The organism is Agromyces archimandritae (assembly GCF_018024495.1).
Lineage (GTDB): Bacteria > Actinomycetota > Actinomycetes > Actinomycetales > Microbacteriaceae > Agromyces > Agromyces archimandritae.
Map to the genome: position 1 here is coordinate 1,115,906 of NZ_CP071696.1, position 12,514 is coordinate 1,128,419.

Here is a 12,514-nt window from a genome sequence, read left to right on the forward strand (position 1 = left end):
CCGATCGCTCGCGTCGATCCTCGCATACGCGGTACCCTGAACGCACGGTCATACCCGAGCATCCGCGACCGGCATCCACTGCACGCGACTCGGAAGGAACGTCATGACCCGCAGCTATCTCGTCACCGGAGCCGCAAGCGGCATCGGCCGCGCGACCCGCGATCTGCTGCTCGAACGCGGCCACCGCGTGATCGGCGTCGACCTGCGCAACGCCGACATCGAAGTCGACCTGACGACCGCATCCGGCCGCGACGACGTCATCGGCCGGGCCACGGAGCTCTCCGGCGGTGTGCTCGACGGCGTCGTCGCCGTCGCCGGGCTGTCGGCGCCCATCGCCGCGACGGTCGCCGTCAACTACTACGGCGCCGTCGCCACCCTCGAGGGGCTGCGGCCGCTGCTGGCGAAATCGGATGCGCCGCGGGCGGCCACGGTCGCCTCGATGACCTCGATCGGCCCGTTCGACGAACGCCTGCTGAACGCGATCGAGTCGGGCACCGAGGCCGAGGCGCTCGGCCGCGGCAAGGAGCTCGAGGACTCCGGGCCCGAGATCGGCTACCTGAACTATCCGACCTCCAAGCGCGCCCTGGCCCGCTGGCTCCGCCGGCAGGCGCCCACCGAGGCGTGGGCCGGCGCGGGCATCCCGCTGAACGCGATCGCGCCGGGCATCGTGCTGACGCCCATGACCGAGCCGCTCATGGCGACCCCGGAAGGCCGCGAGCAGGTGCTGCAGTCGGTGCCGATGCCGCTGAACGGCCCCATGGGGCCCGCCGCGCCGGCCGAGCTGCTGGTCTGGCTCACGAGCGAGGTCAACACGCACGTGACCGGGCAGGTCGTCTTCATCGACGGCGGCTTCGACGCGGTCACGCGCGGCGACTCGACCTGGTGAGACGGCGGCGCACGGCGTGGAACAATGACGCCGTGCGCCCCATCGTCTTCGTCCTGCTCGCCGCCGTCTGCTTCGGCACGACCGGCACCGCACAGGCTCTCGGTCCGGCGGCCGACCCGCTCTCGGTCGGTGCGGCGCGCGTGCTCATCGGCGGGGCGGCGCTCGCGACGATCGCCGGGGTGCTGCGGTTCCGGCGGCGGCGTTCGGCCGGCCGGGCGCTCGGCGCGGCATCCACCCGACCCGGCTCCCCCGGCCTCCTCGGCCGGACGCCCGCATGGCTGCTCGTCGGCATCGGCGCGGCCGGCGTGTTCGCCTACCAGCCCGCATTCTTCGCCGGAACCGCCGCGAACGGCGTCGCCGTCGGCACCGTCGTCGCCCTCGGCTCGGCGCCCGTCATCACCGGAGCCCTCGACTGGGCCGTCACCGGCCGCCGCCCCGGCGGGCTCTGGCTCCTGGCGACCGCCATCGCCACCGCGGGCATCGCGATGCTCGCCTTCGCCGGCGACGGCAACGGGGCCGCCGCCGATCCGGCCGGCCTCGCGGCATCCATCGGCGGCGGCGCCTCGTACGCCGTCTACACCGTGACCAGCAAGGGGCTCCTCGAACGCGGCTGGAGCCCGGCCGGCACGATGGGCGCCGTCTTCGGCCTGGCCGCGCTCGCCTCGCTTCCCGTGCTGCTCGGCGGCGATACCGCCTGGCTCGCCCGGCCAGGCGGGCTCGCGATGGCCCTCTGGCTCGGCCTCGTGACGACGACCCTCGCCTACCTGCTCTACGCCGCCGGGCTGCGCTCGCTCCGCCCGCCCGTCGTGTCGACGCTCGTGCTCGCCGAACCGCTGACGGCGAGCCTGCTCGGCCTCCTGCTCCTGCACGAGACGCTCGTGCCCGGCGCCTGGGCGGGGATCGGGATGCTCGCCGCCGGCCTCGCCGTGCTCGCGATATCGGCGACCCTCGGTTCGCGGGGTGCACGCCCCGCGACGCCCCGAGTGGATGCCGCGAGCGCCGCATCCACCGCAGACACCCGTGCCGCTCGCTATGCTGAGGCCGACGAGGCGAGGGAGCGGCCATGACGGACGACATCGGTCGGCAGAGTACGCCCGGTTCGCCGCCGAACCGGTTCCTGGAATGGCTGAAACAGCGCTGGGTCGCGATCCTGCTGATCGTGCTCGCCGTCGTGTTCATCATCCAGAACGGCATCGCCTGGCAGACGACGACGATGTCGCTGTTGTGGATCACCGTGACCGTGCCGCTGTGGCTCGTCGCCCTCATCGTCTTCGCCGCCGGCTGCGCGGTCGGCTACGTCTTCGCCAAACGGCGCGCCGCCCGCCGCGAGCAACGCTGAGGCCGGGGCGCCCGGGCATCCACCGGCTACAGGCCGCCGGCCGGCACCGAGAAGGTATCGCACGCCGCCGCACCCCGCTCGTAGCCGGCGGTGAACCAGCGCTGACGCTGCTCGCTCGTGCCGTGCGTGAAGGTGTGCGGGGAGACCTCGCCCTGCGCGGCCTGCTGGATGCGGTCGTCGCCGACCGCGGCGGCCGCGCTCAGGGCATCCGCCACCTGCGCCTCGGTGACCGGCTCGAGCAGCGGCGTGCCGCCCACCTCGCGCGGGTCGGATGCGTCGCCCGCCCACGCGCCGGCGAAGCAGTCGGCCTGCAGCTCCGTGCGCACCGCGTTCGAATCGGCGCCGGTCAGCCCGTCGCGAGTCGCGTCGAGGATGCCGGCGAGGTTCTGGACGTGATGGCCCCACTCGTGCGCGACGACGTACATCTCCGCGAGCGGCCCGCCGCTCGACCCGAAGCGGGTGCGGAGTTCCCCGAAGAAATCGACGTCCATGTAGATCGTCTCGTCGGGCGGGCAGTAGAACGGGCCCGTCGCCGCGCTCGCCGCCCCGCACCCCGTCGAGACCTGATCCTCGAACAGCACGACGTTCTGCGGCGAGGCGTAGGCGATGCCGACCTCGGGGGCCGCGGCCGCCCAGTACTGGTCGAGGGAGGCCGCCGCGCCCTTCATCCGGCACTCGACGCTCGCATTCGCGTCGGCGCCGGTGCGGCACTCCTCCAGGGCGATCTCCTCGCCGCCCGTCGCCCCGCCGCCGGCCTGGCCTCCGCCGACGAAGGCGCTGAGATCCACCCCGAACAGCTGCGAGAGCAGGAAGATCACGACGACGCCGATGCCGCCGCCGGCCGCCGTGATTCCGGCCGTGCGGCCGCGCCTGGAGACCCGCCCCCGGCTGATGTCGGCGTTCGGATCGAACGTCATGGCCGGCCGCCTCAGCACCCCCGGGCCGCGTCAGCGATCGTCGTCATCACGGTCGTCATCGTCATCGTCATCTTCGTCTTCGTCGTCTTCGTCGTCTTCGTCGGGGTCGAGGTCGTCCTCGCGCTCGCCTTCGTCGTCGTCATCCGGGTCGACGTCGTCCTCGCGCTCCTCCTCGTCCGCCTCCTCGTCCGCGTCCTCGTCAACGTCCTCGTCCGCATCCTCGTCCGCCATCGCCGCTCCCTCGCCCGCGAAGCGGTCCGTCGCCGCGATCAGCGCAGCCAGGATGCCCGGCTCGTCGTACGCATGCCCCGCATCGGCGATGACCTCGAACCGCGCCTCGGGCCAGGCCAGGTGCAGATCCCAGGCCGTCATCATCGGCGTGCACATGTCGTAGCGGCCCTGCACGATGACCGCGGGGATGTGGCGGATGCGATCCACATCGCGGATCAGCTGCCCCTCCTCCCACCACCCGCCGTGGCGGAAGTAGTGGTTCTCGATGCGCGCGAACGCCGTCGCATACTCAGGCGCCGTGAAGCGGGCGACCGTCTCGATCTGCGGCAGCAGGGTGATCGTCGACGACTCCCATCTGGCCCACGCGATCGCCGCACCCTGGTGCACCGAAGGGTCGGGGTCGGTCAGCAGCCGCGCGTACGCGTCGATGAGATGGGCGCGATCCACCGGCGGCACCGGCGCCAGGAAGTCCTCCCACAGGTCCGGGTACACCGCCGACGCCCCGCCCTCGTAGAACCAGTCGAGCTCCTCGCGCCGCAGCGTGAAGATGCCGCGCAGCACGAGCTCGGTCACCCGCTCCGGATGCGTCTCGGCATAGGCGAGCGCGAGCGAGCTGCCCCACGACCCGCCGAAGACCTGCCAGCGGTCGATGCTGAGATGCTCGCGCAACCGCTCCATGTCGGCCACGAGATGCCACGTCGTGTTCGTCGACAGATCCGCGCCCGGCTCGCTCGCATGCGGAATGCTGAGGCCGCAGCCGCGCTGGTCGAAGAGGACGATCCGGTAGCGTTCCGGATCGAACAGGCGCCGGTGCGCAGGCGCTGTGCCCGCCCCCGGGCCGCCGTGCAGGAAGACGACCGGCTTGCCGTCGCGGTTGCCGGACACTTCCCAATAGATGTGCTGTCCGTCCCCCACGTCGAGCATGCCGGTCTCGAGAGGCTCGATCTCCGGATACATGTCTCGCATAGGCTCACGCTACCGAGCGGGGTGGATGCGGGGAAGAGCCGCGCCGCCGGGGCCGCGCCGTTCCGCGGGCACCGCCGTCGGGGCTGCGGCGTTCCGCGACCCCGGTGCCGTGCGCGGTTCCCCGCCAGGGCCGCCCGGCGTAGGCTCGGAACATGAGTCACCCGATCACGGTCACCATCACGGGCGCGGGAGGCCAGATCGGCTACGCGCTGCTCTTCCGCATCGCCTCCGGAGCGATGTTCGGCGACACGCCGGTGCGCCTGCAGCTGCTCGAGATCCCGCAGGGCGTCAAGGCCGCCGAGGGCACCGCCCTCGAGCTGCAGGACTCCGCATTCCCGCTGCTGGCCGGCGTCGAGGTGTACGACGACGCGGCGCGAGCCTTCGACGGCGCCAACGTCGCCCTGCTCGTCGGCGCCCGCCCGCGCACCGCCGGCATGGAACGCGGCGACCTGCTCGAAGCCAACGGCGGCATCTTCGGCCCCCAGGGCAAGGCCATCAACGACCACGCCGCCGACGACGTGCGCGTGCTCGTCGTCGGCAACCCGGCGAACACGAACGCGCTCATCGCCGCCGCCCACGCCCCAGACGTGCCCGCCGACCGCTTCACCGCGATGACGCGCCTCGATCACAACCGGGCCCTCGCGCAGCTGTCGATCGCCCTCGACACCCCCGTCGGCGGCATCCGCGACGTCGCGATCTGGGGCAATCACTCCGCGACCCAGTACCCCGACCTCGCCCACGCAACCGCGGCCGGCGACCCCGTCACCGGGCTGCTCGAGAACCGTTTCGAAGGAGCCGACGGCGCCCGCGAATGGCTCGTCGAGACCTTCATCCCCCGCGTCGCGAACCGCGGGGCCGAGATCATCGAGGTGCGCGGCGCCTCCTCGGCGGCGTCGGCGGCATCCGCCGCCGTCGACCACATGCGTGACTGGACGGCCGGCACGCAAGCCGGCTGGACGAGCGCCGGCGTCGTCTCCGACGGCTCCTACGGCGTGCCGGAGGGGCTCGTCTGCTCGTTCCCCGTCGAATCCTTCGACGGCGCCTGGCACATCGTCCAGGGCGTCGAACGCGACGCCTTCGCGGCCGCCCGCATCGAGGCCTCCGTCGCCGAACTCGCCGAGGAACGCGAAGCGGTGCGGGCCCTCGGCCTCATCTGAGTCCGCGAGTGGATGCCGCGGAGCACTGAGCCCGGCCCCGCACTCCGCGGCGCAGGCCGCGCCCGGCGACCCGCCCGGGATGCGGCACGTAGGCTTGTGGCATGGCATCTTCGCAGCCCGACCCGGCGGCGCGCCGCCGTCAGATCATCGCCGGCGTCGTCGTGGGCGCGATCGTCGGCGTCGTCATCAGCCTCGTCACCCAGTTCTGGCTCTGGCTGCCCGCCGGCCTCGCCGTCGGCCTCGCGGCCGGCGCCATCATGAAGCCGCCCGCCCAGGACTGAGCGCGCCGGGGCATCCGCACCCCGCCACGTCGCGGCGACCCAGGGCATCCGCACCCCGCCGGTCGCGGCGACCCCCGGCATCCGCACCCCGCGGCACCCGCCGCACGACGAAGCGGCCCGCCCCCTGAGAGAGCGGGCCGCTGTCTCGAGCGTTACTTCTTCTTGGCCTTCTTGACGAGGGTCTTCTCGTCGATCGGGGCGGTGCCGTTCGCACGCTGCTCGGCGTAGTAGGCGCGCGCCTCGTCCTGGCGCTCCTGCTCGGCGCCCGAGGAGATCTTCGCCCGCAGGTGCTCCGGCGAGTAGCCGAACGCGTCGACCAGGTCGAGGGAGTACGGGCGCAGGCGCTCCAGCAGACGGTTGATGTACGCCGTCACGGACTGCGCGCGCTGCGCCGAGAGGCGGCCGTTGATGAGGTACCAGGCGGCGTGCTTCTCGATGAGGCCGAGGCCGAAGAGGTCGCGGAGCCACGTGAGCACCTGCTTGGTGCCGGCATCCTTCGTCTCTGCGAGGCCGCGCGTGAACGCCTCCCACTGCAGGAGCTCGCCGTGGGCGCGGGCGGCCTCGATGAGCTCGTCCTGGTTGCGGTTGAACGCGGCGGCCGCAGCGGCCGGCGACATCTTGTTCGTGTTGCGCAGGCGACCGGCGATGCCGGCGATCATCGTCTCGACCCGGTCGGTGAGCAGCTCCCGCTGCATCTCGGGGTCGCGCAGCTCCTTGACGGAACGGCCGGTCGAGCCGAAGTCCGAGACCGACTGGCCGAGGCGGCGCAGGCCCGAGCCGTGGTAGGCCTTCTCGGCGGTCTGGGCGATGACCATGCGGGCGAGCGCCCCGGCATCCGCCTTCGCGAACTTCTTCGAGTAGTCGGTCAGCAGGCGCTTGGCGACCAGCTGCAGGAGCACGTTGTTGTCGCCCTCGAAGGTCACATAGATGTCGAGGTCCTGACGGAGGCCGACGATGCGGTTCTCGGCGAGGAAGCCGGCGCCGCCCGTGGCCTCGCGGGCCTCCTGCAGCGTCTCGAGCGCGTGCCACGTCGACAGCGGCTTCAGGGCCGCGGCGACCGTCTCGAGGTCCTGCCGGTCGGCGTCCGTGTCGGCCTTGCCGCTGAAGACGGCATCGAACTTCTGCAGGAACTCGTCGTGCGCGAAGGTCTGCGCATACGTCGTCGCGAGCTTCGGCAGCAGGCGGCGCTGGTGGCGCTGGTAGTCGAGCAGCACCTCTTCGTCGGTCTCGCTCGCGGCATTGAACTGGCGGCGCTGCGTCGCATACGTGATCGCGATCGTGAGGGCCATCGCCGACGCGGCGGTGGATGCGCCGTCGAGCGAGACGCGACCCTGCACGAGCGTGCCGAGCATCGTGAAGAAGCGGCGGCCGGGGCTCGCGATGGGGCTCGAATACGTGCCGTCGGGGGCGACGTCGCCGTAACGGTTCAGGAGGTTCTCGCGCGGGATGCGGACGCCCGTGAAGTGCAGGCGACCGTTGTCGATGCCGTTCAGTCCGCCCTTCAGCCCGTCGTCCTCGCCGCCGACGCCCTTCTTGAAGTTGCCGTTCGCGGTACGGATCGGCACGAAGAAGCAGTGCACGCCGTGGTTGACGCCCTTCGTGATGAGCTGGGCGAACACGGTCGCGGCCTGCCCGTGCAGGGCGGCGTTGCCGAGGTAGTCCTTCCACGCCCCGCGGAACGGGGTGTCGATGACGAACTCCTGCGTCTCCTCGTCGTAGGTCGCGGTCGTGCCGATCGCGGCGACGTCGGAGCCGTGACCGGTCTCGGTCATCGCGAACGCGCCCGGCAGCTTCAGGCTCATGATGTCGGGCAGCCACTTCTTATGGTGCTTCTCGGTGCCGAGGTGCAGCACCGCGGCCCCGAACAGGCCCCACTGCACGCCCGCCTTGATCTGCAGGCTCGGGTCGGCGATGACGAGCTCTTCGAACTGGGCGATGTTGCCGCCGTGGTCGTCTTCGCCGCCGAGCTCCTTCGGGTAGGCGCGGCTGATGGCGCCCATGTCGACGAGGATCTGCAGCTGGGCGAGCACGCGCTCGCGGTGCTCCTCCATGCTCTGGCCCTCGATGCGCTGCAGTTCGGGCATCGCGGCCCGCTCGCGTGAGGCGAGGCGGATGTCGGCCCACGTGCCGAGCAGCTGCCGGCCGAGCGCCTCGACGTCGACCTTCGGGCCGGGCCGGGAGCCCTTCGCCGGGGTCGTGGATGCCGTGGCGCCCTGGGCGCCGGTGGGACGTGAGGCCGTGTCAACCATCGTCGGTGTCTGCCCTTCGTTGAGATCTGGAGGAGGTCATTCCACGCTATGCCCGGTGTTTCGGAGGCGGTAGCGAACGGTGCGGCGGCGACAAACGGGCGGCGGAACGCCTCGCACAGCGTTGAGGATCCGCACAAGTCGAGGCCGCCGCGCTGTCATGTCATCGACAAGGCGGGTGGATGCCGAGGCGCCCTGTCGCCGAGCCCGCGTCTGCGTCTGCGTCTGCGTCACCGCAGCTTCGGATCGTCCGGCTCGTCGGGGGCGAGCTGGCGGAACCAGCGGCCGGCATCCCCGACCCAGAGCAGCCCGACGATCGCGATCGCGATGAGGATGCTCACGAGCTCGCTCCACACCGCGTTCGGGTCGATCGCGAAATGCCACACCGAGATCCCGATCGAGAACAGTTCGAGCACCGTGATCGCGAGCCGGGCGACCGGGTTGCCGGCCAGCAGCCCGAACCCCACGATGAACGCGGCGACGCCGAAGAGGATCGACGCGATCGCCAGCGAGACGAGCCCGCCGGTGCCGCCGTATTCCTCGGCGAGCTCGGGCGCACCGAGGAGCGCGAAGACGAGGATGCCGGCGACGACGTCCATGACGGCGCCGATCCAGACGAGTGCGGCCACGACCGTGACCCCGATCGGCCGCGTCGGCCCGAGTATCCCGCTCATCGATCCCCCCGATCGCCTGCGTTGCTCCCGATCGTATCGCGAGTGGATGCCGCGGGCATCCGATCCGGCAGCGCACCCGCCGCCGCGGCGGTGCTCTGCGGCGCCCGCCGCGATGGTGGGGCGCCGCCTGCGGCGCCGGGGCGGAGCGTCAGGCGTGCCCGGCGACCGTGTCGACGAGCGCCTGGCCGTAGGCCTCGAGCTTCTTCGCACCGATGCCGGTGATGCCGTCGAGTTCGGCGAGGCTCGCCGGCTTCGCGACGGCGACCGCGCGCAGCGTCGCATCCCCGAAGACGATGTACGCCGGCACGCCCTGTTCGCGCGCCTCGCCGGCCCGCCAGGCGCGCAGCGCTTCGAAGAGCTCCAGCTGAGCGGGTTCGAGATCCACCGCGGCCGGCGCCTTGCGCCGCTCGGACCGGACCTGCCGCTCGGGCTCGGTGCGCAGCGACACCTGCCGTTCGCCGGCGAGCACGGGCGTCGCATCGGGCGTGATCTCCAGCACGCCGTACTCGCCCTTCGCCTGCAGCAGCCCCTGCGCGAGGAGCTGCCGGACGACGCTGCGCCACTGCGAATCCGACAGGTCGCCGCCGATCGACCACGTCGACAGGGCATCGTGCCCGTACTGCTCGACGCGCGCCGTGCGCTTGCCGCGGAGGATGTCGATGAGGTGGCCGGCGCCGAACCGCTGCCCGCGCTCGCGCTGCAGGCGCACGACGGTCGACAGGAGCTTCTGCGCGGGGATCGTGCCGTCCCACGACGCGGGCGGCTCGAGGCAGGTGTCGCAGTTGCCGCACGGTTCGGAACGCTGACCGAAATAGGCCAGCAGGTTCTGCCTGCGGCAGCTCACCGTCTCGCACAGGGCGAGCATCGTATCGAGATGCGACTGCAGACGGCGCCGGTACGCGAGGTCGCCCGGGCTCTGGTCGATCATGCGGCGCTGCTGGACGACGTCCTGCAGCCCGTAGGCCAGCCATGCCGTCGCCGGCGCACCGTCGCGGCCGGCGCGACCCGTCTCCTGGTAGTAGCCCTCGACCGACTTCGGCAGATCCACATGCGCGACGAAGCGCACATCGGGTTTGTCGATGCCCATGCCGAACGCGATCGTCGCGACGATCACGACGCCGTCCTCGCGGAGGAAGCGATCCTGTGTGCGGCGCCTCGTCTCGGCGTCGAGGCCCGCGTGGTACGGCATCGCATCGACGCCGTGCTGGGCGAGGTAGCCCGCGAACTTCTCCGTGCTCGCCCGCGAGAGCGCGTAGACGATGCCCGAAACCGGGTTGCCGTCGGCGTCGCGCCCCTCGCTGCGCACGAAATCGAGCAGCTGCTTGCGCACCTCCGCCTTCGGCGCGATGCGGTACTGGATGTTCGGCCGGTCGAAGCTCGCCACGAAATGCCTCGCGTCGCCGAGGGCGAGCCGCTCGGTGATCTCGCGGTGCGTCGCCTCCGTCGCCGTCGCCGTCAGCGCGATGCGCGGCACGTCCGGCCAGCGTTCGGCGAGCTCGCCGAGCGCGAGGTAGTCGGGCCGGAAATCGTGGCCCCACTGCGACACGCAGTGCGCCTCGTCGATCGCGAACAGCGCGACGCGCCCCCGCGACAGCAGCGACTTCGCCCCCTCGGTGTTCAGTCGCTCGGGCGCGATGTAGAGCAGATCCAGCTCGCCCGCGAGGAACGCCCGCTCGACCTCGGCTCGATCGCCCGGGTGCTGGCTCGAGTTCAGGTACGCGGCGCGCACGCCGTTGCGCGTGAGCGCCTCGACCTGATCGTGCATGAGCGCGATGAGGGGCGACACGACGACGCCCGTGCCCTCGCGCAGCAGCGCCGGGATCTGGTAGCAGAGGCTCTTGCCGCCGCCCGTCGGCATGAGCACGACGGCGTCGCCGCCACCGGCCAGCTGAGCGATGATCTCGGCCTGCTCGCCGCGGAACGACTCGTACCCGAAGACCGTGTGCAGCGCCTCGAGGGCGGTGCCGAAGCGGGCGGGGGCCGCCCGGCCCGGGCTTCGGCCTCCCGCAGCGGATGCCGCGCCGCCGGCCCCCGGACCGCCGCCCGGCCCTGCGGCGACCGTGTCGAACCGGTCGTCGGGCGGGGGCGGCGCGTCCCAGTCGTCGGGCGGCGGCGCGAACTCGTCCTCCGGGGGCGCGAACGCATCCGGGTCCCAGGGCTCGGGCAGGGGGATCGAAGTCACCCCCCGAGCCTAACCATCACCGCCGACACGCCGGCGGGCGAGCATCCACGTCACCCCGCCGGCGACGACGACGGCGAGCACGGTGCCGCCGATCCACCAGACCTCGCCGGGGATGCCGGCCGAGTCGGCCGAGTCGCCGGCATCCGCCGCGTCACCGGCATCCACCGCGTCATCGGCGCCGCCGTCGCCCGCACCGCCGTCGCCCGCACCGTCGCGCAGGACCTCGCACGCCGGCTCCGTCGAACCCTCGGCGAGCTCCACGCCCGCCGCCGGCCGCCAGTCGAAGGCGAACTCGCCCGAGATCGGATGCCCGTCGGCCGAGACCACGCGCCACTTCACCGTGTACTCCCCCGGCTCGCCGAGCGCCGCAGCCGCCTCGACGGTCGGCCCGTCGATCACGGCGCACTCCGTCGCATAGTGGAGGCCCGCGGCATCCACCACGTCGATGCCCGCTCCCCCGTCGCCGAGGTCGAGGAGCACATCGCTCGTCGTCAGGCTCACCGTGCCCGGCTGCGCCGTGACCGTCGAGCCCTCGGCCGGCGACGACGATACCGGGGAATTGTGGGCGAGGGCCGGCATCGCCGCGATCGCCAGGCCCGCCGCGGCCACGACCGCGCCGAGCAGCAGGCCCGCGGTCAGCGACCGCCAGGCGGTATGCATCACGGCGCCGCCCCGCGGCGGGCCGGCCGGAGCATGGTTCGCCGGGTCGCGGTCGGCCCGGGTGGGGTTCGCTGCGTGGCGGTTCGCCGAGTCGTGGTTCGCCGAGTCGTGGTTCACCGGGTCGCCGTCCGCCGAGTCGCCGTTCGCCGCGTCGTGGTTGACCGGGTCACCATTCGCCGTGCGGCGGTTCGCGCGGGCACGCCCCGCGGGCGCGCGCATGCCGCGCGGCTTCGCACCGGCGAACCGACGGGCCCCGCCGCTCACAAGGCCGCCCCGCGGCGGCGTGAAGTCAGCGCCACGACGAGCGCGACGACCCCGAGCACGAGGCCGCCGATCCCGGCGACGCGGGCGAAGACATCCACCGGCGTCTCGTCCGCCGCCTCGCTCGTGCCGGCCGTCGCCTCATCCGTGCTGCCGGCACCCGCCGCACCGTGGCCGCCGTGCGGGTCGGCCACCGCCTCGGTCACGTGCACGACCGGCGCCGGCGACGCGGGCTCGGCGCCGTCGCCCGACGGCTCGTTCCAGTTCGTCTCGCCCTCGGTGCACTCCTGCAGCACCGGGAACTCGAGCGTCTCGCCCGCCGCGTCCTCCGGCAGGCGCACCTGCACCGAAACCGTGTCGCGGAAGCCGTCTTCGAGGGGCGTCACGGCCCGGTACACGACCTGGCGGACGGCGTCGCCGTCGGCGACCTTCTCGACGGTCCAGTTCGGGTTCATCTGCGGGGTCACCGACTCAATGCCCTCGGGGATGTCGATCGTGAGCGTCGTCGTCGGCGACCCCTCGCAGCCGTGGCCGAGCGAGAAATCGAGCACGGCGTAGCCGCCCGCCGCGGTGCTCGACGGGTCGACGGTGACATGCGCGCTCGCGGCGAGCGGCGTGCCGAGGGCGAGGAGGGCGCCCGCGCCGAGCGCTGCGGCGCCGAGCGGAAGGGTACGGCGAAGGGAGATGTGCATGGGTGTGTCCTTAGATCTGTCC

The 12,514-nt window shown here is 72.5% G+C and carries 11 protein-coding genes and 1 pseudogene; 5 read left to right on the top strand and 7 right to left on the bottom strand.

All coding sequences use genetic code 11. The features are described from left to right. Nucleotides 1-103 precede the first annotated feature (103 nt). Genes G127AT_RS05080 through G127AT_RS05090 form a run of 3 tightly spaced genes read left to right on the top strand, consistent with a single transcriptional unit; the run spans nt 104 to nt 2,225 of the window. The gene (locus tag G127AT_RS05080; protein ID WP_210900703.1) at nt 104-886 is read left to right on the top strand and encodes an SDR family oxidoreductase; all 783 of its coding nucleotides are present in this window, start codon (nt 104-106) and stop codon (nt 884-886) included. A 32-nt stretch (nt 887-918) separates the two neighbouring features. Beyond that, entirely contained in the window at nt 919-1,953 is a 1,035-nt protein-coding gene (locus G127AT_RS05085) for an EamA family transporter (protein ID WP_210900705.1), read from the top strand. Continuing rightward, nucleotides 1,950-2,225: a LapA family protein gene (locus tag G127AT_RS05090; protein WP_210900707.1), complete on the top strand. Its 276-nt coding sequence runs from the start codon at nt 1,950-1,952 to the stop codon at nt 2,223-2,225. Before G127AT_RS05085 ends, G127AT_RS05090 begins: the two co-directional genes overlap by 4 nt. Nucleotides 2,226-2,251: 26 nt before the next feature. Here G127AT_RS05090 and ypfJ read toward each other — a convergent pair whose 3' ends face one another. Together ypfJ and pip are read right to left on the bottom strand one after the other, a co-directional pair. Beyond that, nucleotides 2,252-3,142 (bottom strand): KPN_02809 family neutral zinc metallopeptidase, encoded by an 891-nt coding sequence (ypfJ, locus tag G127AT_RS05095; protein WP_210900709.1) that lies wholly within the window; start codon nt 3,140-3,142, stop codon nt 2,252-2,254. Nucleotides 3,143-3,388: 246 nt separating this feature from the next. Beyond that, nucleotides 3,389-4,339: pseudogene (pip, locus tag G127AT_RS05100) on the bottom strand (prolyl aminopeptidase); the annotation flags it as partial. Between the two features lie 152 nt (nt 4,340-4,491). Here pip and G127AT_RS05105 point away from each other — a divergent pair. Together G127AT_RS05105 and G127AT_RS05110 are read left to right on the top strand one after the other, a co-directional pair. Further along, the gene (locus G127AT_RS05105; protein ID WP_210900713.1) at nt 4,492-5,496 is read left to right on the top strand and encodes a malate dehydrogenase; all 1,005 of its coding nucleotides are present in this window, start codon (nt 4,492-4,494) and stop codon (nt 5,494-5,496) included. A 101-nt stretch (nt 5,497-5,597) separates the two neighbouring features. After that, on the top strand, nt 5,598-5,777 hold the full coding sequence (locus tag G127AT_RS05110; RefSeq protein WP_210900715.1) for an HPP family protein: 180 nt from the start codon (nt 5,598-5,600) through the stop codon (nt 5,775-5,777). A gap of 152 nt (nt 5,778-5,929) precedes the next feature. Here G127AT_RS05110 and G127AT_RS05115 read toward each other — a convergent pair whose 3' ends face one another. The 5 genes from G127AT_RS05115 to G127AT_RS05135 all read right to left on the bottom strand — a co-directional run bounded on the left by G127AT_RS05115 (nt 5,930) and on the right by G127AT_RS05135 (nt 12,492). After that, nucleotides 5,930-8,026 (bottom strand): acyl-CoA dehydrogenase family protein, encoded by a 2,097-nt coding sequence (locus G127AT_RS05115; protein ID WP_210900717.1) that lies wholly within the window; start codon nt 8,024-8,026, stop codon nt 5,930-5,932. Between the two features lie 227 nt (nt 8,027-8,253). Beyond that, on the bottom strand, nt 8,254-8,697 hold the full coding sequence (locus G127AT_RS05120) for a hypothetical protein (RefSeq protein ID WP_210900719.1): 444 nt from the start codon (nt 8,695-8,697) through the stop codon (nt 8,254-8,256). A 148-nt stretch (nt 8,698-8,845) separates the two neighbouring features. After that, the gene (gene recQ, locus G127AT_RS05125; protein ID WP_425305883.1) at nt 8,846-10,879 is read right to left on the bottom strand and encodes a DNA helicase RecQ; all 2,034 of its coding nucleotides are present in this window, start codon (nt 10,877-10,879) and stop codon (nt 8,846-8,848) included. Between the two features lie 9 nt (nt 10,880-10,888). Next, entirely contained in the window at nt 10,889-11,758 is an 870-nt protein-coding gene (locus tag G127AT_RS05130; RefSeq protein WP_210900721.1) for a copper resistance CopC family protein, read from the bottom strand. Nucleotides 11,759-11,799: 41 nt separating this feature from the next. Continuing rightward, the gene (locus tag G127AT_RS05135) at nt 11,800-12,492 is read right to left on the bottom strand and encodes a YcnI family copper-binding membrane protein (protein WP_210900723.1); all 693 of its coding nucleotides are present in this window, start codon (nt 12,490-12,492) and stop codon (nt 11,800-11,802) included. Nucleotides 12,493-12,514 lie beyond the last annotated feature (22 nt).

Coding starts and splice junctions, on each gene's coding strand:
- G127AT_RS05130 (WP_210900721.1), bottom strand. CDS start 11,758: ATGCGCGCGCCCGCGGGGCGTGCCCGCGCGAACCGCCGCACGGCGAAT.
- G127AT_RS05135 (WP_210900723.1), bottom strand. CDS start 12,492: ATGCACATCTCCCTTCGCCGTACCCTTCCGCTCGGCGCCGCAGCGCTC.
- ypfJ (WP_210900709.1), bottom strand. CDS start 3,142: ATGACGTTCGATCCGAACGCCGACATCAGCCGGGGGCGGGTCTCCAGG.
- G127AT_RS05110 (WP_210900715.1), top strand. CDS start 5,598: ATGGCATCTTCGCAGCCCGACCCGGCGGCGCGCCGCCGTCAGATCATC.
- G127AT_RS05115 (WP_210900717.1), bottom strand. CDS start 8,026: ATGGTTGACACGGCCTCACGTCCCACCGGCGCCCAGGGCGCCACGGCA.
- G127AT_RS05105 (WP_210900713.1), top strand. CDS start 4,492: ATGAGTCACCCGATCACGGTCACCATCACGGGCGCGGGAGGCCAGATC.
- G127AT_RS05080 (WP_210900703.1), top strand. CDS start 104: ATGACCCGCAGCTATCTCGTCACCGGAGCCGCAAGCGGCATCGGCCGC.
- G127AT_RS05120 (WP_210900719.1), bottom strand. CDS start 8,697: ATGAGCGGGATACTCGGGCCGACGCGGCCGATCGGGGTCACGGTCGTG.
- G127AT_RS05090 (WP_210900707.1), top strand. CDS start 1,950: ATGACGGACGACATCGGTCGGCAGAGTACGCCCGGTTCGCCGCCGAAC.